The sequence below is a fragment of the Streptomyces sp. NPDC050418 genome (assembly GCF_044458745.1).
Classification (GTDB): domain Bacteria; phylum Actinomycetota; class Actinomycetes; order Streptomycetales; family Streptomycetaceae; genus Streptomyces.
Genome location: NZ_JBITIG010000012.1, coordinates 136,255 through 162,260, shown reverse-complemented (window position 1 = coordinate 162,260; position 26,006 = coordinate 136,255). Strand labels below are relative to the sequence as shown.

The window sequence follows — 26,006 nt, the reverse complement described above, 5'->3', positions numbered from 1 at the left end:
CTAGGAGTACGTCCGACATGGCCCTGACCCACCGCCCCATAGCCCTGGCCGCAGCCGCGGCTACCGCGCTGACGCTTGGTGCGACCGCGCTGACCCTGCCCGCGCTCGCCGCCGACAGCGGCACCCAGGCGGCTGCCGCCCAGCAGATCAAGCTGAAGGACGGCACGCTGGACTGGGGCTTCAAGCAGTCGTTCCGGAACTACATCGCCGGCGGCGGCGAGATCAAGGTGTCCGACGGCGCCAAGCAGGCCGAGAACAACGGGGCGTTCACGTTCGTGGACGGCGTCGGCACCTACGCGATGGACGACACCCACGCCGTCGACACCACGTTCAAGGGCGGCGTCACCTTCGCGGGCGCCCACTTCACGATGGTCCTCTCCGACATCAAGGTGCAGACGTCGGGCACGTCCGGGGTCGTCAAGGCCGACATCGATCTGGACGGCGCCGTTCAGAACGACATCGATCTCGCCAAGCTGGACCTCACCGGCGTACAGCCCGGACGGGGCGCGGGCGGCTCGATGACCTACAAGGACATCCCCGCCACGCTCACCGCGGACGGCGCCAAGGCGTTCAACAACATGTACAAGGAGGGTGACGCCCTCGACCCGGCGACGCTCACCGTCACGCCGGACACCTCGGGCGGCTCCACCGGTGGCAGCACGGGTGGCTCGACGGGCGGTTCGACCGGGGGCAGCACCGGTGGGTCGACCGGCGGCAGCACCGGTGGATCGACGGGCGGTTCGACCGGCGGCGACACCGGTGGGTCGACCGGCGGCAGCACGGGCGGCTCGACCGGCGGTTCCACCGGTGGCGACACCGGCGGCAGCACCGGTGGGGACACCGAGCAGCCCGGCGACGGCATCGTCGACGGCAAGCTGACCTGGGGCGTCAAGGAGTCCTTCCGCCGCTACATCAGCGCCGGCGGCGAGGTGAAGACCGCGGGCGGCGCCAAGAAGGTCTCGTCCGGCTACGAGTTCCCGTACAAGAGCGCCGAGTTCGACGCGAAGGCGAAGAAGGTCGACGCGGCCTTCGGCGGCAGCGTGCAGTTCGCGTACAAGGCGCACGGCATCGACATGACGTTCAGCGACGTCAAGGTGAAGGCCGCCGGCGCCACGGGCACGCTGCTCGTGGACGTCAAGACGCCCGAAGGCACCCAGAACGACGTCGAGTTCGCGACCCTGGACCTGGCCAAGGCCACGTACAAGGTCAAGGACGATGTCCTGCTCCTCGACAAGATCCCGGCGAAGTTCACCGCCGCGGGCGCCGAGACCTTCGCCAACGACGAGGTCGGCTCGATCTACAAGCCCGGTGACGCCATCGACCCGGTCACGGTCGCCCTCTCCCTCGACGAGGACGCCACGCTGCCGGGCGGCAGCGGCGGCACGAACGGTTCGACCGGCGGTACGTCGACCACCGGCGGCGGGTCCGTCGGCGGCAGCGTGGGCGGTGGCGGCAACCTGGCCGCGACCGGTTCCGACGTCCCGGCCGGACCGCTGCTCGGCGCCGCGGCGGCGGTCGTCGCGGCGGGCGCGGGTGTGGTCTTCGCGGCCCGGCGCCGTCGCACGGCGGCGGACGGCTCGCAGGTCTGAACTGCCCTGTGGCACTGACGAAGACGGGCCCCGTCCGCGAAGGACGGGGCCCGTCTTCGGCGTTCACCGGGCGGTGCTTCAATGCGCGGGTGACTCAACAAGCATCGGACGTGCGCCCCGACGTGGTCCGCGTCTTCTGCGGGCCCGACGGGCGGCACGGGAACCTGCTCGGTGTCGTCCGCCGGGGTGCGGCGGTACGCGGTGAGCGGGAGCGCCTGGCGTACGCGGCCGGGCTCGGCTTCAGCGAGACGGTGTTCGTGGACGACGACGAGCGCGGTCTGATCGACATCTGGACCCCGAGCGTCCGGCTCCCGTTCGCGGGGCACCCCTGCGTCGGGGCGGCCTGGCTGCTCGATCTGCCCGAACTCGTCACGGCGGCCGGGGTCGTACCGGCGCGCCAGGACGGCGAGTTCACCTGGATCGCGGCCCGCCCGGAGTGGGCACCGCCGCGGACCCTGCGCCGGTACGGGTCCCCCGCGGAGGTCGAGGCCCTTCAGGTCCCGCCGCCGGGTGAGTGGATCTACGCGTGGGCCTGGGAGGACGAGGCGGCGGGCCGCGTCCGCGCGCGGGGGTTCCCCGGGCGGGGTGACGGGGTGGACGAGGACGAGGCCACGGGGGCGGCGGCCCTCCGGCTCACTGCCCACCTGGGCCGGGCCCTCAACGTGACCCAGGGATCGGGCTCCCAACTGCTGACGGCTCCTGGGCCGTCGGGGCTGGTGGAGGTGGGGGGCAGAGTGGCGCTGGTCGGGGGCTGATGTGGTGACGCCTGCGGCGGGCCTTCTTCCCCCACCCCGCCCCTTCCCGAAACCGGGGCTTCGCCCCGGACCCCGGATCCGAACTTCGTTCGGATGTCCTCAATCGCCAGACGGGCTGAATTAGCCCGGCCCGCGTTTGAGGCCGAGCGCGTTCAGCGCGATAAGGGGGTCTGGGGGCGAAGCCCCCAGTTTCGGGAAGGGGCGGGGTGGGGGAAAACCTACCGACCCGCCGGCCACGCCTCCGCAACATCCGCCGAAGCGTCCGCCACCCGACCACACTCATCCGTGAGGATCTCAAGCAACGTCAGCGGGTCCGGCAGGGCGAACTCCAGCCCACGGACCCAGACGACATCCACCTCACCCGGAAGGCGGGCCGGCGGAACCAGCACGTACGAGCCGCGGCAATGCCACCGCAGCCCCGGATGCTCATCCATCGTCTCCGGATGACAGTCCAGCTCGCACGGCCACCACTCGTCCTCGTCCTCCGGCGTCCCACGCGTGGCCGTGAAGAAGAGCATCCGGCCGTCGCCGGACGAGGCCACCGGACCGACCGCGATGCCCGCGGCGAGCAGCCGCTCCAGCGCGGCCTGCCCGGCGTCGAACGGGACGTCGAGGACGTCGTGGACCATGCCGGTCGCCGTGATGAAGTTCGCCTCGGGCTGGTGCCGCGCCCAGCGCTCGATCTGCGCCTTGTCGGTCGTGGACTGCGTCTGCCACGCGAACGAGACGGGGTGGCGCGCGGGTGTCGGACAGCCGATGCGGTCGCAGGAGCAGCGGTAGCCGACGGGGTGGGCGGCGGGCGCGAGCGGCAGGCCCGCCGCGGCCGCGGAGACGAGCAGGGCTTCCCGGCCGCCGTCGTCACCCGTGTCCTTCGGGCGTCGCGCACGCAGCCACTGCGAGAACCTGCTCTGTCCGCCGGAGCGGCGGCCGAACTCATCGCCCATCTGTCCCGTACCCTCGCATTCCCCTCGCCCCCGTGGCGTCCATGGTGCCACCATCCTGCTCCTCGGGTGGCCGCACCCCGCATCCGGGGCCTCCCCACCCCTTCCGGCACCCGGGTGTCGATGACGGGCAAGTCCGGATTTGTACACCTACCGTGTCGGCATGGTCACCCTCGCCGCACCGGTCACGCTCACCGCGGTCACCGCTCTCGCCGTCACGGGCCTGACCCCGGCCCCGGCGCCCGCCGCCCCCGTCTCGACCCCGGCGGGCCGCCCGCCGCTGACCGTCGACGCCCTGCCGCCGTTCGTCTACACCGCCCACCGCGGCGGCGCCCTCGAAGTGCCGGAGAACTCGATGGCGGGCCTGACCGCCGCCTACCAGCGGGGCACCGCGCAGGTGCTCGACGTGGACACACGGATGCTGCGCGACGGCACGCTCGTGGCGATGCACGACGCGACCCTGAACCGTACGACCGACGCGTCCGGACCGGTCCGCGGGCTCTCGCTCGACGAGTGGCGCAAGGTCCGCATCCGCCCGGCGACGCGGCTGCGCGCCGGCTGGCGCCCGGAGCGGCCGCCGACGATCGCGGAGGTGCTCGACAAGTTCGGCGGCCGGACCGTCCTGATGCTGGAGGCGAAGGACGCCCGGAGCCTGCGGACGCTCGCGCGGATGGTGCACCGCAGGGGCCTGTCCCGCTCGGTGTTCGTGAACTCCAACAAGCCCTCGGTCGCCCAGCGCGCCCACCAGCTGGGCCTGACAGCGCAGTTGTGGCGCTCGGCCAAGCAGATGCGCACGGACGACTTCACCCGCTTCAGGCGGTACGTGGACGTCCTCGACGTCGACTACCGGGCCAGGAACAAGGACCTGAGGCGCGCGGTGCGCTCGGGCATCCCGCGGGTGTGGGCGCACACGGTGAACACCCCGAAGCAGCGTGACCGCGTCGTACGGCTCGGCTGCAACGGCGTGATCACGGACGCGCCCGGCCTGCTCTCCCGTACGCCCGTGAAGGGCACGAAGAGGAGCAAGTCCCGCCCCCTGAGCGAGATTTAGGCCCGCGGGGCTCAGCCCTCGCGCGGGGCCAGCCCGTGCAGGGCGTAGTCGACGACCGTGTCGGTGTACGCGTGCGTGAGCGGGCCGGTCCTCTGCAGCCAGCGCTGCGCCAGCGGCGAGACGATCAGCTCCATCGCGATCCGCGGATCGAGCTCCGCCCGCACCTGCCCGGCCTTCTGCGCGGCCTCGATCCGGGCGACGTACAGCTGGAGGCCGGGTTCGAGCAGTTGCGCGACGAACTTGTCGCTCAGCTCGCGGTCGACCACGCCCTCCGCGGCGAGCGCGCGGTACGGGGCGTCGTACTTGGGGTCCATCAGCTCGTCGACGGTGAGGCGGAGCACGGTCTTGAGGTCGGCCGCGAGATCCCCCGTGTCGGGCAGCGCCTCGTACCCGGACTCTCCCCCGGCCGCCTCGGCGGCCTGTTCGCCCAGGTCGATGAAGGCTTCGAGCAGCACTTCGCCCTTGGAGGACCACCAGCGGTAGATCGTCTGCTTGCCGACCCCGGCGCGGGCGGCGATCCCCTCGATGGTGACCTTCCCGTAGCCCACCTCGCCGACCAGCGAGAGAGCGGCGTCGTAGATCGCGCGCCGCGACCGCTCGCTGCGGCGCTTGGCGTCGGGGGCGGGCTTGGCGTCGGAGGCGGGCTTGGCGGTGGACGGGGAGGACTTGGTGGCCATGGTCCGAATGTAGCAGCGAAGTGAGCCGATACGTATCGTCTCGCAAGCTCCGTCCGCCGGGCGGGAAAACACAACCCGTTCGCCACCGCGCGGAACACCACCCCACAGCGGACCATGGGCACCGACACAGCACCACCAGGCCACTCGTGAGGAGCCCTCTTTGCGTACTGCGCCCCGCAGCGCCCGACCCCGGCGCTACCTGATGTGCCCACCCGCACATTTCAAGGTGACCTACTCCATCAACCCGTGGATGGATCCCGCCAAGCCCGTCGACGTTCCCCTCGCCCTCGCCCAGTGGGAACAGCTCCGTGACCGCTACCGCGCCCTCGGCCACACCGTCGAGGAGCTCACCCCCCGCCCCGGCCTCCCCGACATGGTCTTCGCCGCGAACGGCGCCACCGTCGTCGACGGCCGGGTCCTCGGCGCACGGTTCGCGCACGCCGAACGCGCCGCCGAGGCCGCCGAGCACCTGGCCTGGTTCCGTGATCACGGCTTCGCGGACGCCGGCGTACCCACGCACATCAACGAGGGCGAGGGCGACTTCGCCGTCACCGGCGGCTGGATCCTCGCGGGCCGCGGCTTCCGCGCCAGCCCGCTCTCGCACGGCGAGGCCCAGGAGTTCTTCGGCCGCCCGGTGATCGGCCTCGACCTGGTCGACCCGCGCTACTACCACCTCGACACGGCGCTCGCGGTCCTCGACGATGCCGCGGACGACGTCATGTACTACCCGGGCGCCTTCTCGCCGGGCAGCCAGGAGGTGCTGCGCCGGCTGTTCCCCGACGCGCTCATCGCCCGCGAGGCGGACGCCGCCGCACTGGGCATGAACGCCGTCTCCGACGGACGCCATGTCCTGCTGCCGCAGGGCGCGGTGGGCCTCTTCGAGCCGCTTCGCGAGCGCGGCTACGAACCCATCGGCATGGATCTCGGGGAGCTCCTCAAGGGCGGCGGCAGCGTGAAGTGCTGCACGCAGGAACTGCGCCCGTGATCACCTGGAACTAGGCGGTGTGGGGCGGCCAGCCGTCGCCCCATTCCGCGTCGCGCGCCGCCTTGTAGAGCGCGCCGTGCCGCTTGGTGACGGTCTCGCGGCCGAGCGTCCCGTCCGCCGCGCACAGTTCGAGCAGCACCTGCCCCTTGCGGATCTGCGGCTTGCGCACGATGCGCGCCGCGACCGGATCCACGCCCGGCCCCTGCGGACCGCCGGACCGCACCGCCGCCACATAGCTGAACTTCTCGTCCTCGTACGGCAGTGACCCGCCCTTGACCTTGCGGTGCAGCGAGGACCGGCTGACCCGCGCGGAGAAATGGCACCAGTCGCGGCCCGGTTCGATGGGGCAGGCCGCGCTGTGCGGGCAGGGGGCGGCGATCTCGTATCCGGCCGCGACGAGGGCGTCGCGGGCCTCGATGATCCGGGTGTAGCCGTCGGGGGTCCCGGGTTCGACGATGACGACGACCTGGGCGGCGCGGGCGGCCGTGCTCACGACGGCGGTGCGGTCCTCGGGGGTGAGTTCCCCGAGCACGTACGAAAGGGTGACGAGGTCCGTCGCGTCCAGCGCGAGCGCCTCGCCGATCCTCGCCTTCCGCCAGTCGGCGGCGTCGAGCAGCGGGTGGGCGGCGGCGAGTTCGCGGCCGAGGGCGAGGGCGGGCTCGGCCCAGTCGAGGACAGTGACGGGGCGCTCCTGCGGCCAGGTGGCGCTCACCGCCCAGGTGGCCGCCCCGGTGCCGCCGCCGATGTCGGTGTGCCGGGCCGGTGCCCAGCCGGGGACCGCGTCGGCGAGTGCGGCAAGGGCGCCGCGTACCGCCTCGAACGTGGCCGGCATCCGGTACGCGGCGTACGCGGCGACGTCGGAGCGGTCGCGCAGGACGGGGGCGTCGGTGGGCGTGCGGCCCCGGTAGTTGGCGATCAGACGGTCGACGGCCTGGGCGGCCTGCTTGGGCGGAAGTCCGTCGAGCAGCGCCGCGAGGGCGGAGCGCAGGGCGTCGGCGGGGGTCGAGGGGGCGTTCACCCCGGGATTGTAGGCGGCGGGCCGGACACCTCTCAGCCGCGCCCGATGTACGGCATGTTCGTCGCCATCACCGTCGCGAACTGCACATTCGCCTCCAGCGGCAGCTCCGCCATGAACCGGACCTGACGCGCGACGTCCGCCACGTCCATCACCGGTTCGGGAGCCAGTTCCCCGTTCGCCTGGAGGATCCCGGACTCCATCCGCGCGGTCATGTCCGTCGCGGCGTTGCCGATGTCGATCTGCGAGGCGGCGATGCGGTACGGACGGCCGTCCAGGGAGAGGGACTTGGTCAGGCCCGTCATCGCGTGCTTCGTCGCGGTGTACGCCACCGAGTGCGGCCGCGGGACGTGCGCCGAGATCGAGCCGTTGTTGATGATCCGCCCGCCCTGCGGCGTCTGCTCCTTGAACCGGCGGAACGCCGCCTGCGCGCAGAGGAACGCACCGTTGAGGTTGGTGTCCACGACGTGCCGCCACGCGTCGTACGAGAGCTCGTCCAGCGGGACGCCGCCCGGGCCGAAGGTGCCGGCGTTGTTGAAGAGCAGGTCGATCCGGCCGAAGCGCTCGGCCGCGGCGGCGAACAGCGCGGCGACGCCCGCGGGGTCGGTGACGTCCGTCGGGACGCAGAGCACGTGCGCCGGCTCCGCCTGCGCGGCCGTCTCCTCCAGCGTCTCGTGGCGCCGTCCCGCCAGCGCGAGGGCCCAGCCGGACGCCGCCAGTTCGAGGGCCACCGCCCGGCCGATCCCGGAGCCCGCCCCGGTCACGACCGCAATCTTCGTGTGCGTCATGGCCCCGCACCCTACGTCAGCAGCCGTCATCCACCGCTCATCCATCCGCCATGTGGTTGTTCTGTACGTGACAGACGGCCGTCGTCCCCCGCCCCTCGAATTTCCCCTGACACACACGAGCCAGGGGAGGACGCGGATGACTTCCGCAGCACATCAGTCCCAGCACAGCGCCGAACTGCGCGCCGCGGCGCGCACGTTGGGCCGCCGCCGCTTCCTGACCGTCACGGGCGCCGCCGCCGCGCTCGCCTTCGCCACCAACCTGCCGGGCACCGGCGTCGCGCACGCCGCCGAACTCGACGCGCGGAAGATCACCGAGAACCCGTTCACGCTCGGTGTCGCCTCCGGCGATCCGCTGCCGGGCTCCGTCCTGCTGTGGACGAGACTCGCCCCGCAGCCGTACGCCGCCGACGGCGGGCTGCCCGCCGAGCGCGTGAGCGTCGAGTGGCAGCTCGCGCACGACGAGCGCTTCCGCCGCATCGCGCGGCGCGGCACCGCCCTCGCGCACCCCGAGTTCAACCACGCCGTGCACGTGGAGGCCGAGCATCTCGGCGAGGACCGCGTGTACTACTACCGCTTCCGCGTGGGCCGTTGGGTCAGCCCCACCGGACGGACCCGGACCGCGCCCGGCCGCGGCGCGAAGCTCACCGATCTGAGGATCGGCGCCGTGTCCTGCCAGGCGTACCACGACGGCTATTTCACGCCGTACAGGCATCTGGCCGAGGAGGACATCGATGTCGTCTTCCACCTCGGCGACTACCTCTACGAGTACGCGGTCAGCGCGGCCGGCGGGAACCGCAACTACACGGACCGCACCCTGCCCGCCCACTACAACCGTGAGACGGTCACGCTCGACGACTACCGGATGCGCTACGGCCTCTACAAGTCCGACCCGGACCTGATCGCCGCGCACGCCGCGCACCCCTTCGTCGTCACCTGGGACGACCACGAGACCGAGAACAACTACGCGGGCGAGAACCCCGAGAACTCCGTACCGCCGGAGGAGTTCCTGCTGCGCCGTGCCGCCGCCTACCGCGCGTACTTCGAGAACCAGCCGCTGCGCCGCCCGCAGCGCCCCGACGGCCCGGACATGAAGCTCTACCGCCGGCTGCACTTCGGCCGGCACGCCCAGTTCGACATCCTCGACACCCGCCAGTACCGCACCAACCAGGCGTACGGGGACGGCTGGCGCACCCCGGGACCCGAGTCCGACGACCCGGCCCGCACGCTCACCGGCGCCACCCAGGAGCGCTGGCTGATCGACGGCTGGAACGCCTCACGGGCCCGCTGGAACATCGTGCCGCAGCAGGTCGTCTTCGCCCGCCGCAACCACCCCACGGCGGGCAACACCACCGTCTCCATGGACGCCTGGGACGGCTACGCGGCCTCCCGCTCGCGGGTGCTGGCGGGTGTGGAGTCCTCCGGCATCGAGAACTTCATGGTCCTCACCGGTGACGTGCATGTCGCGTACGCCCTCGACATCCACCGCGACCCGGCCGACGCGAGCACGCCCGTCGTCGGCACGGAGATCGTCGCGACCTCGGTCTCCAGCGGCAAGGACGGCCTCGCGCAGCCCGCCAACTGGCAGGACTACCTGGCCCGCAACCCGCATCTGAAGCACTACAACGGGCAGCGCGGCTACGTCACGGTCGAACTGGCCGCCGACCATGCGCGCGCCGACTTCAAGACCGTGCCGTACGTGCTGCGGCCCGGCGCCCCGCTCACCACCTCCGCGTCGTTCGTGGTCGAGTCCGGCAACCCCGGGCTGCGTCCCGCCTGACCGGAAGGGGCCCCGGACGCGCTTCGTCCAGGGCCCCGCGGGCGGCAGCGGTCAGGGACCGACTGGTAACGAACGCCTGTTCATGACACCGTTCGCAGCCAGGGGATCTCGACGGCCCGGGAGATACGGTCCGGAAGACGACGGCCGGGGAGACGGCGGCCGGGAGATCCGGACATCGCACGGGTCGTGAAAGGGGCGGAGCGCTGAGAGCACCACGTCTGCGCGAGGGCTCCGCCGAGCGTGCCGGTCTCGATCCGGCCGGGATCGCGCGCCTGAGCGCCGAAGTCGCCGCCCTGCCCGGCACATGGTGCGCGGGCGCGGTGCTCGCCGTGGGGCGCGGCCCGTACCTCGTCGTCGAGGAGGCCTTCGGCTGGGCGGTGGCCCACCGCACCCACGACGAGGAACTCCCCGCGTACCGCAAGGTCCCGATGCACACCGGGACCCCCTTCGACCTGGCCTCGCTCACCAAGCTGTTCACGACGATCGCGGCCGTGCAGCAGATGGAGCGCGGCCGGCTCGGCCTCGACGCGCGCGTCGGCTCCTACCTGCCGGAGTTCACCGGGGCGGCCCGGCACGGCACCACGGTCCGCCAGCTGCTCACGCACACCTCGGGCCTGCGTCCCGAACTCCCGCTGTACGACTGCGAGTCCGACGCCGAGCGTCTCGATCTGCTGCGCCGCGAGGAGCCGAGCTCCGACCCCGGCTCGTATCTCTACTCCGACCTCAACATGCTGCTCGTCCAGCACGTCCTCGAACGCATCACGGGCGAGCGGCTCGACAAGCTGATCCGCGACGGCATCACGCGCCCGCTCGGCATGGCACAGACCGGCTTCGGGCCCTGCGCGTTCGCCGCGGCCACCGAGGACCAGCGCAAGCCGTGGGCCAAGGCGGACCGCGGGATGGTGCGTGGCACCGTGCACGACGAGAACGCGTTCGCGCTCGGCGGCGTGGCCGGGCACGCCGGGCTGTTCTCCACGGCGGGCGACCTCGCGGTCCTGTGCCGCGCGCTGCTCGGCGGCGGCGGATACGGGGCGGCGCGGATCCTCGGCCCCGACTACGTCGACCTCATGCTGACCCCGCCCGGCCTGGGCTTCCGGCTCGACGAGCCGTGGTTCATGGGCGAGCTGGCGGGACGGGGTGCGGCGGGGCACACCGGGTTCACCGGCACGTCCCTGGTGATCGACCCGGCGACGGACACGTTCGTCGTCCTGCTCGCCAACACGGTCCACCCGCGGCGCCCCGAGAAGCCGTCGAGCGAGCCGCGGGCGCGGGCGGCGACGCGGCTGGCACAAGCGGTGCGCTGAACTCCCTCACCGTCAGGGCTTCTTCGCGTACCCGATGAGATGGTGCACATCCCGGCTGTCGGTCCAGCGGAAGATCCCGACGTCGCCGAGATCGTGCACCGGGAGCCGTGACGCCCCGGAGAACGCGTGCGGTTCGGGCACCGCGATCCGTACGGACACGGGGGTGCCGCCGCCGTCGATCGCGTCGTCCGCGGACCGCGCGCCCGTCGCCCCGTACGCGACACCGCCGTCCGTGACCGTCGCCAGGGTCAGCGGCTTGCTGCCGCCGTCGGCCTCGAAGCAGTGCCCCGTGCCCTCCCGCAGATCGAAGGCGAGGTTCCCGGCGACCAGGTAGCGGCCGTCGGGTGAGGGGGTCGCCGCCGGGTGACGCCCGGGCCTCAGCGCCGGCTTGGGGCACTCGGCGGACGCGAGCACCTTGCCGGTGGCCCCGTCGTGCACCGCCCAGATCTCGGTCGTGGCGGGCTTCTTCTTCGCCGGCTTGCGGTCCCAGCGGGCCAGCACGTGGTCACCGGACACGGAGGTCGCGATGCCCGTACCGGTCGATTTCTTCGGGGCGGCCTTGCGCCCGTACCAGGCCCCGCGCACCCAGAACTCCCCGGCCCCGTTGACCAGCGGACCCTTGCTGGTGACGCCGACGACCTCGGTGAGCCTGCGGCAGTTCTTGCACCCCTTGGGGAACTTGAGGTCCTTCGTCCGGTACGTGGCCGTGCGCGTGGTGGCCGGATCGAGCACCGCGGCCGTGTCCGTGCCGACACCGATCACAAGGCCCGGACCCGCGGCGCTCACCGAGGCGGACCCGTCCCACGGCACGTCGACCCGCTGCCGGGCGCCGCCCGCCGCCGCGTACACATCGACCGAGACCACCCGGTCCGCCTCGCTGAGCGGGTCGTCGCCGAGGGTGCCGTCCGACCACGTGACGAAGTACTCGCGGCCGTCCTTGGCGAGCGCGGCGAGCCGCGGCACGTCGCCCGGCGCGTCGGCGAGCGGCCGCCAGGCCTCACCCGTCCACGCGGTCCTACCGCTCCGGGCGTCGACGGCCTTGACCCGGTACTTGCCGCCGCCGGCCCGCTGCAGATAGCCGATCATCCCGGCCCGGGGCGCGACCGCGTACTCCTCGGAGACCCCGGCGAGGTCCCAGCCCTTCTTCGCGTCGTACGCCTCGGGGACCTCGAACCGGGCCGCGGGCGCCTGCTGACCGCTCTTCTGCGGCTTCTTCGGCGGCTTCGCCTCGTCCTCGTCCTTCTTCTTGCCCCCGCAGGTCGCCAGGAGCAGGAGCAGCGCAAGGACCGCCGCGCCGACGACGAGCCCGACCCGCACGATCCTGTCTCCCACTGGTCCCCCTCCAGGTGATCCAGAGCAGCGTACTCAGCCCCACGGGCCCCGCGAGGCGATCCGTACGAAGTCCGGAGGCCGGCGGCGTGAACGGGGAAGAAATCGCGCCACCCGCCCGTTGTCCACCGGCATGAGCCCCGACATCCTGCGCTACACCGCCTTCTCCGACGACCCCGACGGCGGCAACCCCGCCGGTGTGGTCCTGGACGCCACCGGCCTCGACGACGCCGCCATGCTGGGAATCGCCGCCGAACTCGGGTACAGCGAGAGCGCGTTCCTCTACCCGGACAGCACGCTCCGCTTCTTCTCCCCCAAGGCCGAGGTCGCCTTCTGCGGGCACGCCACCGTCGCCACGTCCGTCGCCCTCGCCGAGCAGCAAGGCGGACCCGGCTCCTACGTGTTCAGGACGCCCGCGGGCGAGATCCCGGTGACCACCGAGCTGGTCGACGGACAGGTGCGCGCCACGCTCACCAGCGTCGAGCCGCACATCAAGGACGTCGAGGCGGCCGATCTCACCGAAGCGCTCGCCGCGCTCGACTGGGCCGCGGAGGACCTCGACCCCGCGCTCCCGCCCCGGATCGCCTTCGCGGGCAACAACCACCTCGTGCTCTCCGCCGCCACCCGCGAGCGCCTCGCGGACCTCGCGTACGACTTCGATCGGCTGAAGGCGCTGATGGAGCGGCTCGATCTCACCACCGTCCAGCTGGTGCACCGCGCGGGCGAGACCGTCTTCCACGTACGGGACCCGTTCCCCGTGGGCGGTGTCGTCGAGGACGCGGCGACCGGCGCCGCGGCCGTCGCGTTCGGCGCGTACGCACGCGAACTCGCCCTGGTGAAGGAGGAGTCGGTGCTGACCCTCCACCAGGGCGAGGACATGGGCCGCCCCTCGCTCCTGACCGTGACCCTGCGGGCCGGCGACCCGCGCGTACGGGTCGCCGGGACCGCGGTTCCGATCGGCTGAGGACGCTCGCCGGTCGGCTGAGGACGCTCGCCGGTCAGCTGAACCGGACCGGCAGGTACTTGATGCCGTTGATGAAGTCCGAGCGCATCCTGCGGTGTTCGCCCGTCAGCTCGACGTTCGGGCAGCGCCGCAGGATCGCCCGCAGCTGGGCGTTGATCTCGGTGCGGGCCAGGCCCGAGCCGAGGCAGAAGTGCGGTCCGCCGCCGCCGAACGTCACGTGGTCGTTGGGCGTGCGGCGCGGGTCGAAGACATCGGGGTTCTCGAAGATGTCCTCGTCGCGGTTGCCGGACGTGTAGAAGAGGACGGCCTTCTGGCCCTCGCGGATCTTCACCCCGCGCACCTCGGTGTCGCGGGTCGCCGTACGGCGGAAGTTGTGGATCGAGCCGTTCCAGCGCAGGAACTCCTCGGTGGCCGAGCGCCACAGCGCGTCGTCCTCCAGATTGGCGACGAGGTCCTCGCGCAGCGCCTCGTTCTGCGCGATCTCCAGCATCGCGCCGGAGAGCAGATTGCGGGTGGTCTCGTTGCCCGCCACGATCAGCGTCACGAAGAACATGTTGATCTCGTGCGTGGTCAGCTTCTCGCCGTCCACCTCGCCGTGCACCAGCGCGCTCACGATGTCGTCGCGCGGGTCGCTCTGGCGCTCCTCGGCCAGCTGGTTGCAGCGCAGATAGATCTCGGCGGCCGCGACCTGCCCGTCCTCGGGGGTCGTACGGAAGTCGGGGTCCTGGAAGCCGACCATGCGGTTGGACCAGTCGATGATGTGGTCCTCGTCCTCCGGCGGAATCCCCATCATTTCGCAGATGACCTCAAGGGGCAGCCGCGAGGCGATCTGCTCCACGAACTCGATGTCCGCACCCGGCTCGATCCTCTGCGCGAGCACGTCCGCACGCCGCTTGATGTCCTCGGTGAGCTTGCGGATCATCCGCGGCGCGAAGGCCGCGTTGACCAGCTTGCGGAAGCGGCTGTGCTTCGGCGGATCCATGCCGACCAGCGTGAGGGCGAGGCTTTCGAGGGACTGGTCCGTCTGGTCCCGTATGAAGAAGGAGCCCTTCTCGACCGACCACAGCTCCGGGTCGCGGCTCAGCTTGATGATGTCCGCGTGCTTGGTGATCGCGAAGAAGCCCTCGCCCTCGGGGTGTTCGTGCCAGTGGACGGGGTCCTCGCGGCGCAGCACCGCGAACTGCCGGTGCGGGACCTCGCGGCCCCAGGTGTCCTCGAGCAGATCGATCTCGTTCAGGTCGGGTGCCGTCATGGCCGAGCCTCCTTCGGGGGTGGGTTTCCTGCGGAGCCGTCCCGCAGCCCGAGCAGGGTGCTCAGCGCCTGGACGACCAGCTCTTGCGGTACGGCTTCGGGGGCGAGGCGGTGCTGCAGCGCGCAGCCGAGCAGCAGCCCGAGTACGAGCGCCCCGGTCTCGTCGGGCGGGTGCGGCAGTGACGTGCCGGTGGCCTCGGCCCAGTCGGCGAGCCCCTCGCCGAGCTGGCCGCGGATCTCCGCGAAGCGGCGGGCGATCAGCGGGCCGAGGACGGGGTCGCGGGCGCCGTGCTGCCACAGCTCGATCTCCAGGAGCAGCCAGGCCTCGCCGCGGTCCTCGGCAGGCGCGGTGATCGCCTCCCACATCGCGGCGAAGTGCGGTGCGGGGTCGGGCAGTTGGTGGATCTCGGCGGTGAGCCGTTCGACGGTCCGCTGCTTCCAGACCTCGAGGAGCGCGAGCAGCAGCCCTTCCTTGCCGCCGAAGTGGCTGTAGAGCGCGCCGGTGGTCCGGTCCGCCGCCTCGGCCACGGCCTCCGCGGACACGGCATGGAACCCCTTGCGCGCGAAGAGCTCCGCCGCGGCGTCGATCAGCCGGGTCCGGGTCTCGCTCTTGCGCTCGGCCTGGGTACGGCGCGTCGCCACAGTGCTCCTTCCGGGCGCCAAGTCCTTGCCGGCGAAGGCCACTTATATCGGCCCACCGACATAAGTAGAGGTACTCATATTCCTGACGGACCGTCAATCCTTCGCGCACACCGGAGTACGGGCGGCCGGCGCGGCTCGGGCGGCCGCCGGCGAACCGGGGTCCACGCACACGTGATCCACATCACTCACGAGCCGCGATGACTTTCCGCTCCGGCCCCGGTCCACCCCTCGACTTCACCGCACCACCGGACCAGGAGACGCCATGACTGCAGCGGCCAAGGGCCCCGCGAGCTACTTCCCGTCGATCGAGAAGAAGTACGGCCGCCCCGTCCAGGAGTGGATCGACCTCATCCACTCCTCTCCTCTGGAGCGCCACATGGAGCTGGTCGCCTGGCTGAAGACCGAGCACGGCATCGGTCACGGTCACGCGAACGCGCTCGTGGCGCACACGCTGAAGGAGAAGTGACCCCTGCGGGTTGCCTGACGGATACGTGATCTCCGGCACGCCCCAGAAGCGGAACCTCCACCCCCTCCTCCCCCTCTCACCAGGCGCTTCAGCAGGTGACCAGGGGGAGGACCCATGCACGACCACGTTCGCGCCGCCCGTTTCCGCAGGCCGTCCCGCCGCCGGGCCGGCGCACTCGCCGCCTCGGCGCTCGCGGCCCTCCTGTTCGTGACCGGCTGCGGTGTGGACTCCGTCGCACCAAGTGACGTACGGGACAAAGCGGGCGACGACGGCAAGGGAGCCTTCGGCAGGGTCGACTGCCGCGAGGCCAAGTGCATAGCCCTGACCTTCGACGCGGGCCCCGCCGAGGACACCCCGGAACTCCTGGACACGCTCAAGCGCGAGAAGGTCCCCGCGACCTTCTTCCTGCTCGGCAAGAACCATGTGAAGAAGCACCCGGACCTGGTGAAGCGGATGGCCGCCGAGGGCCACGAGATCGCCAACCACACCTGGACCCACGGCATCCTCACGGACCTCTCGGAGAACGAGATCCGCACCGAACTCGACCGTACGCAGCAGGCGATCAAGGACATCACGGGCAAGGAGCCCACGCTGATGCGCCCGCCGCAGGGCCGTACCGACGAGAACGTCACGAAGGTCTGCCAGGAGCTCGGTCTCTCGCAGATCATGTGGAGCGTCACGGCGAAGGACTACTCGACGAACGACTCCGCGCTCATCAAGAAGCGCGTCCTGGAGCAGTCGGACCGCGACGGCATCATCCTGCTCCACGACATCTACAAGGGCACGGTCCCCGCGGTGCCCGGCATCATCAAGGAGCTGAAGGCGAAGGGCTACACCTTCGTCACGGTGCCGCAGCTGATGGCCCCGGCGGTGCCGGAGCCGGGTGAGGTGTACAAGCCGTAGCGGCGAACTCTCCGAGCAGCCCGTCCAGTTCGGCCCTCGCCCTGCGCTGCGCACGCGGCGGGGGCAGGGGCCGGCGCCGTGCCAGGCGCACCGTGAGGAGGACGAGCGGGTGCGCGAGGAGCAGGACGAGCAGCGGCCCGAGCGGCAGCCCGGCCAGGGCGCGGCTCCAGTCGACGGCGTTCATACGGCGGACTCCTCCTGCTCGAAGACATGCCAGTCCACGAAGGCGCCGAGCAGCTCACCGGCGTCCCACTCCGGTGCCGCGGCCCCGTATCCGGAGATCTGCAGGACGGTCTTGGTCTCGAACGTCGTGCGGTAGTACGGGACCGATCCGTCCTCGGTCCATACGAGGAGCGGCTCGGGCGGGCCGGACGCGCAGGCGTCGCACGCCGCGACCTGCTCGGGGCCCGCCGCGCCGTCCCTGAAGGCGTCCGGCGGGTACGGGACGCGTGCGGTGCCGCGCTCGTGCAGTGGGTGGAAGTAGCAGGGCGGGTCGAGGACGAGAGCGCGGCCCTCGGTGAGACAGGCCAGAGCGCGCATACCGATCCGGGTGATCTCCAGGACCGCGACGACATCGGTCAGGCCGATGCCCTCCTCGGCCCTGCGGTCGTACGGGCCTCCGGTGCGCTCCTCGAACTCGGCGAGGTCCTCGGCGGTGGGCTCCACGTCCGGCGCCAGGCATTCGTCGAGCAACTCCTGCGCGGCAGTGGCCGCGAGCCACGCGTACTGCCCCTCCCGCGGACCGCCCTCCGCGAGCTTCCGCTCGAACGTGAGGTCCGCGCCGTCAGGCACGAGGAGACCCGCTTCGCGTGCGCTGCGCACGGCCCGGGCCAGCGCGTCACGGCGCCGGACCGCCAGCCCGTACAAGGCCGCGTACGAGTAGGCGGGCAGACCGGGCGCCGACCGCCAGTCGACGGCGGGCCGTTCGGGCGCGCGGCGGCGGGGCAGCAGCGGAACATCGGTGAAGCGGTACAGCACACTGAGCGTGAGGGTGACGAGCGCGGTCACCGCGGTCAGGATCAGCCCCGCACGCGTGGTGGCGTCCATCGGCCCTCCCCCTGTCGTCTGCCGGTCGTCTGTCCGAAGGAGCGACCCTACTCGGGCCCTGTCCCGTACGATCCAGGCGGTCCGGTCCACGGCCGCGCGGCCGGCCGACATCGGCCGGATGACACATCTGCGCGGCCACATGACACACATCGGGGGATGGTCATGGCGAAGAACGAGGCAATCGATCGCTACCACCCGGTGGCCGGCACAGCGCTCCTCGCGCTGACCGCCGCCAACTGGCTGACGTCGACGCGGGAGGCCGCGGACGGGTTCTACGACCGGGACACCTCACTGTGGGGGATGCTCTCGGTGGTCAACGAACACATCCACTCCATGGCCGTCCTCGCGGTCGGCACCATCGCTTTCTGCGCATTCATCTGCATGGCCTTCCCGCTGCACCGGTCCCACAAGGCCGTACTGGTCAGCGGGGTACTCATCGCCGTGCTGTCCGCCGCGATCATGCTCAACACGGACAGCGGGTTCTCGCCCGGACCAGGCGCGTGGCTCACGCTCTTCTTCAGCGTGGTGACCACGGTGACCGCGGCCGCGGCGCTCACAGTGCCGGTCAACCCGGACGGCACACCGCTGACACCGCTGACCGACTGAACCCGCGCTCTGCGGCTACCGGCCCGCGCCCTCCCGCAGCGCCTCCAGCGCCTTCTCGATCCGGCGCGCCCGGGTCTCCGGCTTCTTCGCCCCTTCGACCGCGAGGACATGCTGCCGGCGCCGCCCCTGCGGCAGCCGGTCGTACGCGGCGCGGGCCGCCGGGTCGGCGTCCAGGGCGCGCGCGAAGTCCTCGGGCTCGGCGACGACCCGCGGCTCGGTGTCGAGCAGGAGCTCCACCTCGACCTCCTCGCCGACCTCGACCCCGGCGGCCTCCCGGTTGGCCCGCGACAGACCGAGAAGATGCCGGCCGCGCATGATCGCGACGCGGCTGCGCCACGTGTGCCCGTTGACCGTGATGGTCACGGGCGGGCGCGCACCGCCGCCGAGCTCGGCGACAAGGGCGGCGGGCACCTCCAGGCCGTTCATCGGCTCGGGCGGTTCGACGAGCGTACGGAACTTCATGCCGCGCTCTCCCAGACGAATCCGTCGGGGTCGGTGAACGCCCCGAGGCCGCCCGCGAGCGCGAGCCGGTGCGAGCCGCTGCCCTCGGTCGGGATCCCGGCGACCTTGCCGAGGCCCTTGCGGGGGTAGAGGGACAGCTTCACCGGGCTGCCGGTGCCGTCGAACTCCGCGTACTTGCCGCCGAAGCTCTTCGCGACCTTGAGCCCGCGCTCCACGTAGTACTGCTTGCTGGCCCCCATGTCCGCGACGCCGAGCAGCACCACCACCTCATCGATCTTCCGGACATCGGGCCCGGTGTCCTTCTTCGACGAACTCACGAGCTGCCACACGGTCCCGTCGGGCGCCTGCACGACTCCCCCGAAACCCCACAGCGACTTCTTGGCGGGCTTCAGCTCGGTGGCACCGGCCTTCAGCGCCGCCTCCTGCAGCCCCACGACGATCGACGGCTGCGCGACGACGAGCGAAACGGTGAATCCGCGGAAGCCGGACGTCGGGGCATCGGATGCCCGTACGCGAACCTGCTTCTCGATGCCGAAGGCGTCGGCGTAGAAGCGCTGGGCGGCCGCGGCGTCGTCGGCCTCGATGGTGAGGTACTCGATGGAAGTCATGCTTTCAAGCTAGCGACGGGGTGCCCGCCCCCGCTTCTCGAATCCTGACGGATCCGTCCAGGCATCCCTCCAGGCATCCCTCCCGGCATACCTCCCTGCCGGAGCTCGTGATCACACACCGCCTCCGCCCGGTACGATGGCGGCACGGCGGACGAGCCGGCCGGGCGGCCGCGGCGGAGATCTTCGGATCCCCGGCGAGGAACGTCCGGGCTCCACAGAGCAGGGTGGTGGGTAACGCCCACCCGGGGTGACCCGCGGGACAGTGCCACAGAAAACAGACCGCCGGGAGCTTCGGTTCCCGGTAAGGGTGAAACGGTGGTGTAAGAGACCACCAGCGCCCGAGGTGACTCGGGCGGCTAGGTAAACCCCACCCGGAGCAAGGTCAAGAGGGAGCACCCCGGTGCTCCTGCGCGGACGATCGAGGGCTGCTCGCCCGAGTCCGCGGGTAGACCGCACGAGGCCGGCAGCAATGCCGGCCCTAGATGGATGGCCGCCTCCCCCTGGGCCGCAAGACCCTGGGGAGACAGAACCCGGCGTACAGGCCGACTCGTCCGCCTTTTTGGCTCTGACCTGGGGTTTTCCCTAGGCCAGAGCCATTTCTCATTTCGAGTCAGTGCCCGCTGCCAGGTCGGCAACGCGAGATTTCTGGTACTTCGCCCAGCGACTCGATGTTTCGCACCTGATCGAAACACGCACCTTCTGCCCGGCTCGCGCCACTAATGTCTCTTTCTCAAGGCCGAGCAAAGGACCCGCACATGTCATCGCCAACACGCACGACATCTCGGCTGCTGGCATCCGCAGCAGTCATGGCCGCCACACTCGTACCGCTCGCAACGGCAACCCCTGCCTACGCCGTCGCCTGCACTCATGACTCCGGCACCGGAAATTGGGCGGCCTTCTGCTCGCGCGACGGGTCGGACTCCGACCCCGGAGGAGTCAGCGGTTCCGCCAAGCTGTCGAACCTCCGCACCCCCGACTATGCGCAGATCAACTTCAAAGCCAAGGGTGAGAAGTTCACCCTGATCAACGAGACTGGCTATACCGCAATCTTCCATGCGTACTACTACTACGGCGAGCAGCGGTACCAGTTCTTCGAAGGCGTCCGCGTCGGTGCTTTCCAAAAGCAGAAGATCAACAAAACCCTTTCCGAAAACCGAAGGGTCTATGTCATGGCCTGCGTGCAAGAGCGAGGCTGCGCCGCTATTTCGACATTGCGCTCCTGACTGAGCCGTCACCGGTCCTTCCTACTGAGGACCCCCGTCCGCCGTCCCGGGGATGTGCTGCCGTGACGCGGCCACGAAGTCGTAGATGGACGCCCGCGACGTGTCCCGGATCGGCTCCAGCTCGTCCCGCGACCGTGCGTCGGGGATCCGGTCGATCTCCTTGAGTGCCTGGCGTCCCAGCCCGTGCAGGTCCGTGGAGTGGGTCAGGAGTTCCGCGCGGAACATCGCCTCCATCGCGGCTGTCCGCAGCCGCTGGGCCTCCCGCCGCATTTCGTGGAGTGTCTCCGCCTCGACGGCACGGCCGTCGTTCCGGGCGAACCAGCGGTCCATCTGCCCGCGGCGGTATTCGGTCAGGGCGCCCGCGTACGCGCTGTACGCGTCGATCCGCTCCTGCCGCAGCCGCTCGACCCGGGTGAACTGCTCGGCGCGCAACGACGTACGACGCTGGAAGACATAGGTCAGGGTGGAGCCGAGCAGCGTACCGAGCACGGCTATGAGGCTCGTGGCGACGATTTCCATGGCGTCAGCGAAGCACGGGAGCGGCCGTCGGCTCGCACCTTTTCGCGCTGACGCCGCCGGGTGGTCAAGCCCCACCCGGCGACCCGAAGCATGATGTCCACACGCGCCCTGCCCATCTCACTCCCCCTGCGCGAGCCCATGCGGGCGCGCCGCATGACGGGCCGTCGGGTTGGCGAGCAGTTGGCGAGGGTCGGTTGCCCGGGTGATGGCCGTCTCGATCGCGGTGATGCGGTCGGCGAGCAGGCCGAGGGCGGCGACCGCGCGGATGACGGGGTCCTCGTCGGAGCCGCCGAGCGTGCGGTGGCGTACGTGGGCGGACTTGATCTCGGTCCAGCGGGCGGCCTGTCCGACGGTGAGCGTGCCGCGGAGTTCGGCGAGTTTGAGGAGGTTGGCCTCGGTGTCGCTGGTGAGGGTCTGGGCCTCGGCCGTGTAGTGGTCGTCGATGACCGCGGCCAGTTCCGCGGCGTTCATCGCCGGGGAGATCCGGGCCGCGATCTTGTTCATGTTGCGGTACGAGCCCTGGAGCCGGAAGGGCGGTTCGGTGCGGGCCGAGTCGTCCTGCGCGGCCGAGGCGATGTAGGCCTCGTTGACGGCGAGGACGGTGGCGCGGGCGGTGAGCAGGTGCTTCAGGACGGCGAGGATCGCGTCGAGTTCGGCGGGTGCGTAGGGGTGCGTGAGCCGGTCCCTGCGCGCGGCCGGGTCACCCGCGGCGAGCCTGACGAGCAGGTCGAGGTCGGCGCGGTCGCGGCCGGCCAGCGGGGCAAGGTGCGGGTTCGACGTGAGGGCGTTCTCGACGAAGCTGAGCGCGAAGGCGTTCTCCTTGCCGGTCAGTACGTCGCCCAGGTTCCACACGTCGGCCCGGTTGGCCAGCATGTCGGGGATGCGGAAGCGGCTGCCGGACTCGGTGTACGGGTTGCCGGCCATGCACACGGCGAACCGCTTGCCGCGCAGGTCATGCCCGCCCAGGGTGCGGGTCGCGTCGCAGAGCGGGATGAACTTCTGCAGGAGTTCCGGCGAGACGTGCTGGATGTCGTCCAGGTAGAGGAGCGTGTTGTTGCCCGCGGCGAGCGCGAACGCGATCTTCTCCAGTTCCCTGCGGGCCGCCGCGTTCGTGGCCTCCGATGGGTCGAGTGAGGTGACGGTGTGGCCGAGGGCCGGTCCGTCGACCTTGACCAGGAGCATGCCGAGCCGTTCGGCCACGTACTCCATGAGTGTCGTCTTGCCGTATCCGGGCGGGGAGATGAGCAGCAGCAGACCGCTGGAGTCGGTGCGCTTGGCGTCGCCTGCGGCGCCGATCTGCTTGGCGAGGCTGTCGCCGATGAGCGGCAGATAGACCTCGTCCACGAGCCGGTTGCGGACGAAGGACGACATGACGCGGGGGCGGTGCGCATCGACGTCGAGCCGGGACTGCTCGGCGGCCACCAGGCCCGAGCGCGCGCGCTGGTACGCACGGAAGCCGGGCACATCGACCGCGCTGAACGCGCGGGTGCGGGCCAGGAATTCGTCGAGGCGCAGGGCGAGGCTCCGCTTGGTGATGCGCGGGTGCGTGCCGAGCAGGCCGGTGACGGTGGTGGCGCTCTCGCCGTCCGCGTCGTACCAGTCGAGGCCGGGGCAGAGTTCGACGGCGACGGCCTCGGCGAGGTCGCCTTCGGCGAGGTCCTCACCCGATGCGGAGGCATACGCGTGCAGCCAGCCCTCGACGAGCTGCTGCCGTTGAGGCAGTTCCGTCAGCGCGGCGAGGTCCTCGGCGTAGGCCGAACCGCCCACCGCGCGGCGGAACTTGTCGAGGAGCGTACGGGCGGTGACGGATACCGCGAACCCGCCCGGGGAGCCGCTGAGCTCGTCGAAGAGGTACGCGGCGGCCTCGGCGCCACCCGCGGCGTCGGCCAGTTCCGCCTCGAAGGCGGCGATGGCGGGCGAGAGGCCGAAGGTGTCGCGGGCGCGCGCGAGTGAGACGGCGCGGCGGGCCAGGGCGGCCCGCTGCTGCTCGTCGATGCCGTGCGCCCAGAACAGGGCAGCCGTCGCCCGGGCGCCGGGCGTGTGGCGCAGCTGTCCCGCCGTGTCGTGGAGGCTCAGGAGAGCCGTGAGGATCGCGGTCGTGTCGTGGTCGTGCACGCCCCGCTCGTAGCCCTCGTCGTACGCCGCTTCGGCCGCCTGCCGTACGAGGGCGGGCAGTTCGGCGCCCGCGAGCGCGCCGGCCAGTGTCTCGGCGCCGTGCTCGGCGAGGAGCCGGGCGGCCAGGTACTCGGCGCGGTAGACCTCCGTGGACTCCGAGGGCAGGTGCCGCTGCCAGTAGGTGCTGTGGGCGGCGAAGGACGGGTCGGTCACCGGGGAGCGGTAGTCGGTGCCGGTCAGCGCGAAGGCGAGCGCGTCCTCGTGCGGGATGAGGGTGAGCTCGGGCGCCTGCCGGTTGACGGCGAACCGGTGCCGGCCGAAGCGGATCGTGGCGCCGCCGTCCGCGAACAGTTCGGTGCGGTCGAGCAGGGCGCGCCCGGCTTCCTGGCGGGCGGACTTGATGCGGCCTTCGAGTTCCTCGGCCCGTACCTGGTCGCCGAGTTCGCGCAGCTCCTCGGCGGTGCGGCGCACCTTGGCGACCATCGGGTCGGAGGCGAAGTACGTGCCCACGGCGTCCGGTGAGTCCAGGGCGGCCGCGCGGCGCGCGATCGTCTGCAGGACGCGGGTGGCCGAGTCCGCGAGGTGCTGGGCGCGGCGGGCGCGGGCGTCCTGGAGGGTCTGCTTGCGGGCGGTGAACGCGTCGTAGATCTCGGTGCGCTTGGCGGTGAGTTCGGTGAGCAGGTCGTCGTGCTCGGCGAAGCGGGACTCCAGACCCTCCAACTGGCCGAGGAGTACGCCCAGTTGGTCGTCGCAGGCGTCCGGTGTGGCGGCCGCGGCGAGCGCGCCCGTGACGGACTGGCCGAGCAGGGCGAGCTCGGCGGTGAACTCGGCGCGGCCCTCGTGCTCCAGGAGTTCCTCGCGGCGCGCGGCGAGCGCGGCCCGGGTGCGGTTGACCCCGCCGAGTGCGGCGGCGATCCGCTCCAGGACGGCGGTCCGTACGGTCGCGTCGCCGATGTCGAGTCCGGTGACGACCTCGGTGAGGGTGCGCAGTCCCGTGGTGAGTGTGTCGATCCGGTCGGCGACCGGGGCCGCCTCGGCGACGGTGGCGATCCGCCCGGCCTCAAGGGTGAGGCGCTCGATGTCCTCGTCGTAGTCGGCGAAGGCGTCCTCGCGCTGGAGGAACGCGATGGCGCGGCGGGCCGCCGCGTCGATGTCGCCGGTGACGTCCTCGCTGAGGGCGTCGATGCGGTCGGCCTCCGCGTACCGCATCTCCTTCAGGGTCAGCAGGTGACCCTGGGCCTGCCGCAGTTCGGTGATCCGCGAGACCCACTCCTCGGCGGTGGCGGGTGCCTCGCCGCGGATCCGGCGGACGAGCCGGGCGATCTCGGCGGCGGACCCGGCCAGCGCCTCGGCCGCACGGCGCGTCAGGGTCTGTACGGTCTCGAACTCGGTGAGCACCTGCTCCGCGGTGGCGCGCAGCGCGTCGAGCGGCGTGCGCAGGTCACCGGCCTCCTCGTCGGCGAGCCAGTGGTGCACGTCGGCGGCACGGACACAGGACGCGGCGAGGGACTCGTACACGCCGCTGGTCGGTGTGGTCTCCAGGGCCTGGCGGGCCAGCGACAGACAGTCGGAGATACCGGCGACCAGGTCGGCGTTCCCGATGCGCGCCAGCGGTCCGCCGCCGGACGGGGCGGTGTGCGTGGCGGCGGCGTACGGGGTCTGCCAGCGCTGCAGCGGGTGCACTTGTGCGGGGCCGTCGGAGCCGGCGCGCAGTACGGTCATCGCGCCGTCGTCGAAGAGCGCGTACCCGTGGCAGGACAGGGGGTTGGGGATCTCCTTGCGGATCAGGTTGTACGGAAGGAGCAGGCTGCGGCCCTCGCCCCGCGCGTGGTACGCGTACAGCACGTCCTCGCCGTTGGGCGAGCGCACGGCACGCTCGAACTCCAGGCCCTCGGTGTCGACGTCGAAGGTCTTCACGGCGCCCGTGGACAGGCAGTAGCCGCCGGGGAAGACGATGCCCTGGCCGTCGGGCAGCCGGCGGCAGGACCGGCCGATGGCGTCGAGCCGGACGACCGCGCCGGTGAGGGTGTTGAGGACCAGGTGGCGGTCGCTGTCCTCCTTGTACGGGCGGACGCGGATGACGATCAGGACGCCGACGCGAGCGTAGGCGATGTCCGCGTCCGCGAGGGACTGCAGCGGCTCGTCCACCGGCTCGGAGTAGAGGCCCTCGGCGGTCTCCGTGTCGTCCTCGGCCTTGAGGGTGAGGGCGCCGCCCACCGTGGACACGTACAGCGCGCCGCCGTCGATGGCCACGTGCGGGTGGCGGCCGAGGATGTGGTCGTCGCGGGTGGTCGCGGTCCAGTCGAAGTCGTGCGGGGCGGGGAAGACGTGGTCGCGCTCGCCGCGCGCGTCGAGGAAGGTCACGCCGTCCGCGGTGAGAGCCCAGCGCAGCACGCGGATGTCGTCGAGCTGCTCGCCCGCCTGGAAGACGGCGAGCAGTTTGCCGTCGACGTGGCGCAGCTGGAGCAGCCGGGCTCCCTGGAAGTAGCGGTGCAGCGTCTTGAACTCGCGGACGAAGGCGGGGTCGTCGAGCAGCCCCGGCACGGCGTCGTCCGGCAGCCGGTTCAGGTCACGGTCGTACAGGGCGAGGACGTCCGCGACGGCGGGCTCGGCGCCCGGCGCGAGCGGGGTGCGGGAGCCGACGAGGAGCCGGCCCTCGATCGCGAGGACGTCACGCAGCACCCTCGGGGAGTCGGCGCTCAGCCGTTCCGTTCCCGTGAGCGTCAGCTCCGTGGAGCCGAACTCGGCGATCCGGGCCGCGTTGAGGGCCTCGGTGCGGCGGGCGAGTTCGCCGGCCTGTGCGGTGAGGCGGTCCCGCAGCACCTCGTACGTGCCGGCGTCCATGCCCCCGGCCACGCCCGCCTGCTTGCCGATCCCCATGAGAGTTCACTCCTTCGTCTGCACGTACCTGGTGAACACGGGCACGGGCGCGGTGGGACGCCTGGTGCCCGGTCAGCACAGGTGCCGGAGCTGCCGCCCCCCGTGCGGC

22 protein-coding genes, 1 other RNA gene and 1 pseudogene are annotated in these 26,006 nt (G+C 71.6%); 12 read left to right on the top strand and 12 right to left on the bottom strand.

All coding sequences use genetic code 11. The features are described from left to right. Nucleotides 1-17: 17 nt before the first annotated feature. Both ACIBI4_RS27780 and ACIBI4_RS27775 read left to right on the top strand, forming a co-directional pair. Nucleotides 18-1,589, top strand: a complete 1,572-nt coding sequence (locus ACIBI4_RS27780; RefSeq protein WP_399206808.1) for an HtaA domain-containing protein — start codon at nt 18-20, stop codon at nt 1,587-1,589. An 89-nt stretch (nt 1,590-1,678) separates the two neighbouring features. Beyond that, nucleotides 1,679-2,344 (top strand): PhzF family phenazine biosynthesis protein, encoded by a 666-nt coding sequence (locus tag ACIBI4_RS27775; RefSeq protein ID WP_399206807.1) that lies wholly within the window; start codon nt 1,679-1,681, stop codon nt 2,342-2,344. Between the two features lie 218 nt (nt 2,345-2,562). Here the strand turns inward: ACIBI4_RS27775 and ACIBI4_RS27770 are convergent, their stop codons facing one another. Then, the gene (locus ACIBI4_RS27770; protein ID WP_399206806.1) at nt 2,563-3,288 is read right to left on the bottom strand and encodes a bifunctional DNA primase/polymerase; all 726 of its coding nucleotides are present in this window, start codon (nt 3,286-3,288) and stop codon (nt 2,563-2,565) included. A 160-nt stretch (nt 3,289-3,448) separates the two neighbouring features. Between ACIBI4_RS27770 and ACIBI4_RS27765 the strand changes: the two genes are divergently transcribed. Beyond that, on the top strand, nt 3,449-4,336 hold the full coding sequence (locus ACIBI4_RS27765; RefSeq protein ID WP_399206805.1) for a glycerophosphodiester phosphodiesterase: 888 nt from the start codon (nt 3,449-3,451) through the stop codon (nt 4,334-4,336). Nucleotides 4,337-4,347: 11 nt separating this feature from the next. Here the strand turns inward: ACIBI4_RS27765 and ACIBI4_RS27760 are convergent, their stop codons facing one another. Continuing rightward, nucleotides 4,348-5,013 (bottom strand): TetR/AcrR family transcriptional regulator, encoded by a 666-nt coding sequence (locus tag ACIBI4_RS27760; protein ID WP_399206804.1) that lies wholly within the window; start codon nt 5,011-5,013, stop codon nt 4,348-4,350. A gap of 139 nt (nt 5,014-5,152) precedes the next feature. On the opposite strand from ACIBI4_RS27760, the pseudogene ddaH reads away from it, so the two are divergent. Beyond that, nucleotides 5,153-5,998, top strand: a pseudogene (gene ddaH / locus ACIBI4_RS27755) (dimethylargininase); the annotation flags it as partial. A gap of 10 nt (nt 5,999-6,008) precedes the next feature. Here ddaH and ACIBI4_RS27750 read toward each other — a convergent pair. Together ACIBI4_RS27750 and ACIBI4_RS27745 are read right to left on the bottom strand one after the other, a co-directional pair. Further along, nucleotides 6,009-7,016, bottom strand: a complete 1,008-nt coding sequence (locus ACIBI4_RS27750; RefSeq protein ID WP_399206802.1) for a small ribosomal subunit Rsm22 family protein — start codon at nt 7,014-7,016, stop codon at nt 6,009-6,011. 32 nt (nt 7,017-7,048) lie between these two features. Beyond that, the gene (locus ACIBI4_RS27745; RefSeq protein WP_399206801.1) at nt 7,049-7,801 is read right to left on the bottom strand and encodes an SDR family oxidoreductase; all 753 of its coding nucleotides are present in this window, start codon (nt 7,799-7,801) and stop codon (nt 7,049-7,051) included. 136 nt (nt 7,802-7,937) lie between these two features. Here ACIBI4_RS27745 and ACIBI4_RS27740 point away from each other — a divergent pair, with 136 nt between their 5' ends. Next, nucleotides 7,938-9,578: an alkaline phosphatase D family protein gene (locus ACIBI4_RS27740; RefSeq protein WP_399206800.1), complete on the top strand. Its 1,641-nt coding sequence runs from the start codon at nt 7,938-7,940 to the stop codon at nt 9,576-9,578. A gap of 203 nt (nt 9,579-9,781) precedes the next feature. Next, nucleotides 9,782-10,882: a serine hydrolase domain-containing protein gene (locus ACIBI4_RS27735; RefSeq protein WP_399206927.1), complete on the top strand. Its 1,101-nt coding sequence runs from the start codon at nt 9,782-9,784 to the stop codon at nt 10,880-10,882. A gap of 12 nt (nt 10,883-10,894) precedes the next feature. On the opposite strand, the gene ACIBI4_RS27730 is transcribed toward ACIBI4_RS27735, so the two are convergent. Next, on the bottom strand, nt 10,895-12,214 hold the full coding sequence (locus tag ACIBI4_RS27730; RefSeq protein ID WP_399206799.1) for a hypothetical protein: 1,320 nt from the start codon (nt 12,212-12,214) through the stop codon (nt 10,895-10,897). 130 nt (nt 12,215-12,344) lie between these two features. On the opposite strand from ACIBI4_RS27730, the gene ACIBI4_RS27725 reads away from it, so the two are divergent. After that, a complete protein-coding gene (locus ACIBI4_RS27725) occupies nt 12,345-13,175 on the top strand; it encodes a PhzF family phenazine biosynthesis protein (RefSeq protein ID WP_399206798.1) in 831 nt (276 codons plus the stop codon). A 34-nt stretch (nt 13,176-13,209) separates the two neighbouring features. On the opposite strand, the gene ACIBI4_RS27720 is transcribed toward ACIBI4_RS27725, so the two are convergent. Both ACIBI4_RS27720 and ACIBI4_RS27715 read right to left on the bottom strand, forming a co-directional pair. Beyond that, nucleotides 13,210-14,427, bottom strand: a complete 1,218-nt coding sequence (locus ACIBI4_RS27720; protein ID WP_399206797.1) for a cytochrome P450 — start codon at nt 14,425-14,427, stop codon at nt 13,210-13,212. After that, nucleotides 14,424-15,068 (bottom strand): TetR/AcrR family transcriptional regulator, encoded by a 645-nt coding sequence (locus ACIBI4_RS27715; protein WP_399206796.1) that lies wholly within the window; start codon nt 15,066-15,068, stop codon nt 14,424-14,426. Before ACIBI4_RS27715 ends, ACIBI4_RS27720 begins: the two co-directional genes overlap by 4 nt. A 262-nt stretch (nt 15,069-15,330) precedes the next feature. Here ACIBI4_RS27715 and ACIBI4_RS27710 point away from each other — a divergent pair, with 262 nt between their 5' ends. After that, entirely contained in the window at nt 15,331-15,534 is a 204-nt protein-coding gene (locus ACIBI4_RS27710) for a DUF4287 domain-containing protein (RefSeq protein WP_399206795.1), read from the top strand. Nucleotides 15,535-15,648: 114 nt separating this feature from the next. Further along, entirely contained in the window at nt 15,649-16,437 is a 789-nt protein-coding gene (locus ACIBI4_RS27705) for a polysaccharide deacetylase family protein (RefSeq protein WP_399206794.1), read from the top strand. Nucleotides 16,438-16,617: 180 nt separating this feature from the next. Here the strand turns inward: ACIBI4_RS27705 and ACIBI4_RS27700 are convergent, their stop codons facing one another. Beyond that, nucleotides 16,618-17,484 (bottom strand): hypothetical protein, encoded by an 867-nt coding sequence (locus ACIBI4_RS27700; RefSeq protein ID WP_399206793.1) that lies wholly within the window; start codon nt 17,482-17,484, stop codon nt 16,618-16,620. 162 nt (nt 17,485-17,646) lie between these two features. Between ACIBI4_RS27700 and ACIBI4_RS27695 the strand changes: the two genes are divergently transcribed. Continuing rightward, on the top strand, nt 17,647-18,090 hold the full coding sequence (locus ACIBI4_RS27695) for a hypothetical protein (protein ID WP_399206792.1): 444 nt from the start codon (nt 17,647-17,649) through the stop codon (nt 18,088-18,090). Between the two features lie 15 nt (nt 18,091-18,105). On the opposite strand, the gene ACIBI4_RS27690 is transcribed toward ACIBI4_RS27695, so the two are convergent. Together ACIBI4_RS27690 and ACIBI4_RS27685 are read right to left on the bottom strand one after the other, a co-directional pair. Then, on the bottom strand, nt 18,106-18,552 hold the full coding sequence (locus tag ACIBI4_RS27690; protein WP_399206791.1) for a YdeI/OmpD-associated family protein: 447 nt from the start codon (nt 18,550-18,552) through the stop codon (nt 18,106-18,108). Then, on the bottom strand, nt 18,549-19,160 hold the full coding sequence (locus tag ACIBI4_RS27685) for a glyoxalase (RefSeq protein ID WP_399206790.1): 612 nt from the start codon (nt 19,158-19,160) through the stop codon (nt 18,549-18,551). The genes ACIBI4_RS27690 and ACIBI4_RS27685 overlap by 4 nt, the downstream gene beginning before the upstream one ends. Before the next feature lie 152 nt (nt 19,161-19,312). Here ACIBI4_RS27685 and rnpB point away from each other — a divergent pair. Both rnpB and ACIBI4_RS27675 read left to right on the top strand, forming a co-directional pair. Beyond that, an RNA gene (gene rnpB, locus ACIBI4_RS27680) (RNase P RNA component class A) lies at nt 19,313-19,714 on the top strand. A 252-nt stretch (nt 19,715-19,966) separates the two neighbouring features. Beyond that, nucleotides 19,967-20,383 carry a hypothetical protein gene (locus ACIBI4_RS27675; protein ID WP_399206789.1) on the top strand — a complete coding sequence of 139 codons (417 nt, stop codon included), beginning with the start codon at nt 19,967-19,969 and terminating at the stop codon, nt 20,381-20,383. A 21-nt stretch (nt 20,384-20,404) separates the two neighbouring features. On the opposite strand, the gene ACIBI4_RS27670 is transcribed toward ACIBI4_RS27675, so the two are convergent. Both ACIBI4_RS27670 and ACIBI4_RS27665 read right to left on the bottom strand, forming a co-directional pair. Further along, nucleotides 20,405-20,902 carry a hypothetical protein gene (locus ACIBI4_RS27670; protein WP_399206788.1) on the bottom strand — a complete coding sequence of 166 codons (498 nt, stop codon included), beginning with the start codon at nt 20,900-20,902 and terminating at the stop codon, nt 20,405-20,407. Nucleotides 20,903-21,019: 117 nt separating this feature from the next. Continuing rightward, the gene (locus ACIBI4_RS27665; RefSeq protein ID WP_399206787.1) at nt 21,020-25,897 is read right to left on the bottom strand and encodes a DNA repair ATPase; all 4,878 of its coding nucleotides are present in this window, start codon (nt 25,895-25,897) and stop codon (nt 21,020-21,022) included. Nucleotides 25,898-26,006: the final 109 nt, after the last annotated feature.

Coding starts and splice junctions, on each gene's coding strand:
- ACIBI4_RS27780 (WP_399206808.1), top strand. CDS start 18: ATGGCCCTGACCCACCGCCCCATAGCCCTGGCCGCAGCCGCGGCTACC.
- ACIBI4_RS27770 (WP_399206806.1), bottom strand. CDS start 3,288: ATGGGCGATGAGTTCGGCCGCCGCTCCGGCGGACAGAGCAGGTTCTCG.
- ACIBI4_RS27765 (WP_399206805.1), top strand. CDS start 3,449: ATGGTCACCCTCGCCGCACCGGTCACGCTCACCGCGGTCACCGCTCTC.
- ACIBI4_RS27760 (WP_399206804.1), bottom strand. CDS start 5,013: ATGGCCACCAAGTCCTCCCCGTCCACCGCCAAGCCCGCCTCCGACGCC.
- ACIBI4_RS27745 (WP_399206801.1), bottom strand. CDS start 7,801: ATGACGCACACGAAGATTGCGGTCGTGACCGGGGCGGGCTCCGGGATC.
- ACIBI4_RS27740 (WP_399206800.1), top strand. CDS start 7,938: ATGACTTCCGCAGCACATCAGTCCCAGCACAGCGCCGAACTGCGCGCC.
- ACIBI4_RS27725 (WP_399206798.1), top strand. CDS start 12,345: ATGAGCCCCGACATCCTGCGCTACACCGCCTTCTCCGACGACCCCGAC.
- ACIBI4_RS27720 (WP_399206797.1), bottom strand. CDS start 14,427: ATGACGGCACCCGACCTGAACGAGATCGATCTGCTCGAGGACACCTGG.
- ACIBI4_RS27710 (WP_399206795.1), top strand. CDS start 15,331: ATGACTGCAGCGGCCAAGGGCCCCGCGAGCTACTTCCCGTCGATCGAG.
- ACIBI4_RS27705 (WP_399206794.1), top strand. CDS start 15,649: ATGCACGACCACGTTCGCGCCGCCCGTTTCCGCAGGCCGTCCCGCCGC.
- ACIBI4_RS27700 (WP_399206793.1), bottom strand. CDS start 17,484: ATGGACGCCACCACGCGTGCGGGGCTGATCCTGACCGCGGTGACCGCG.
- ACIBI4_RS27695 (WP_399206792.1), top strand. CDS start 17,647: ATGGCGAAGAACGAGGCAATCGATCGCTACCACCCGGTGGCCGGCACA.
- ACIBI4_RS27690 (WP_399206791.1), bottom strand. CDS start 18,552: ATGAAGTTCCGTACGCTCGTCGAACCGCCCGAGCCGATGAACGGCCTG.
- ACIBI4_RS27685 (WP_399206790.1), bottom strand. CDS start 19,160: ATGACTTCCATCGAGTACCTCACCATCGAGGCCGACGACGCCGCGGCC.
- ACIBI4_RS27675 (WP_399206789.1), top strand. CDS start 19,967: ATGGCCGCCACACTCGTACCGCTCGCAACGGCAACCCCTGCCTACGCC.
- ACIBI4_RS27670 (WP_399206788.1), bottom strand. CDS start 20,902: ATGGAAATCGTCGCCACGAGCCTCATAGCCGTGCTCGGTACGCTGCTC.
- ACIBI4_RS27665 (WP_399206787.1), bottom strand. CDS start 25,897: ATGGGGATCGGCAAGCAGGCGGGCGTGGCCGGGGGCATGGACGCCGGC.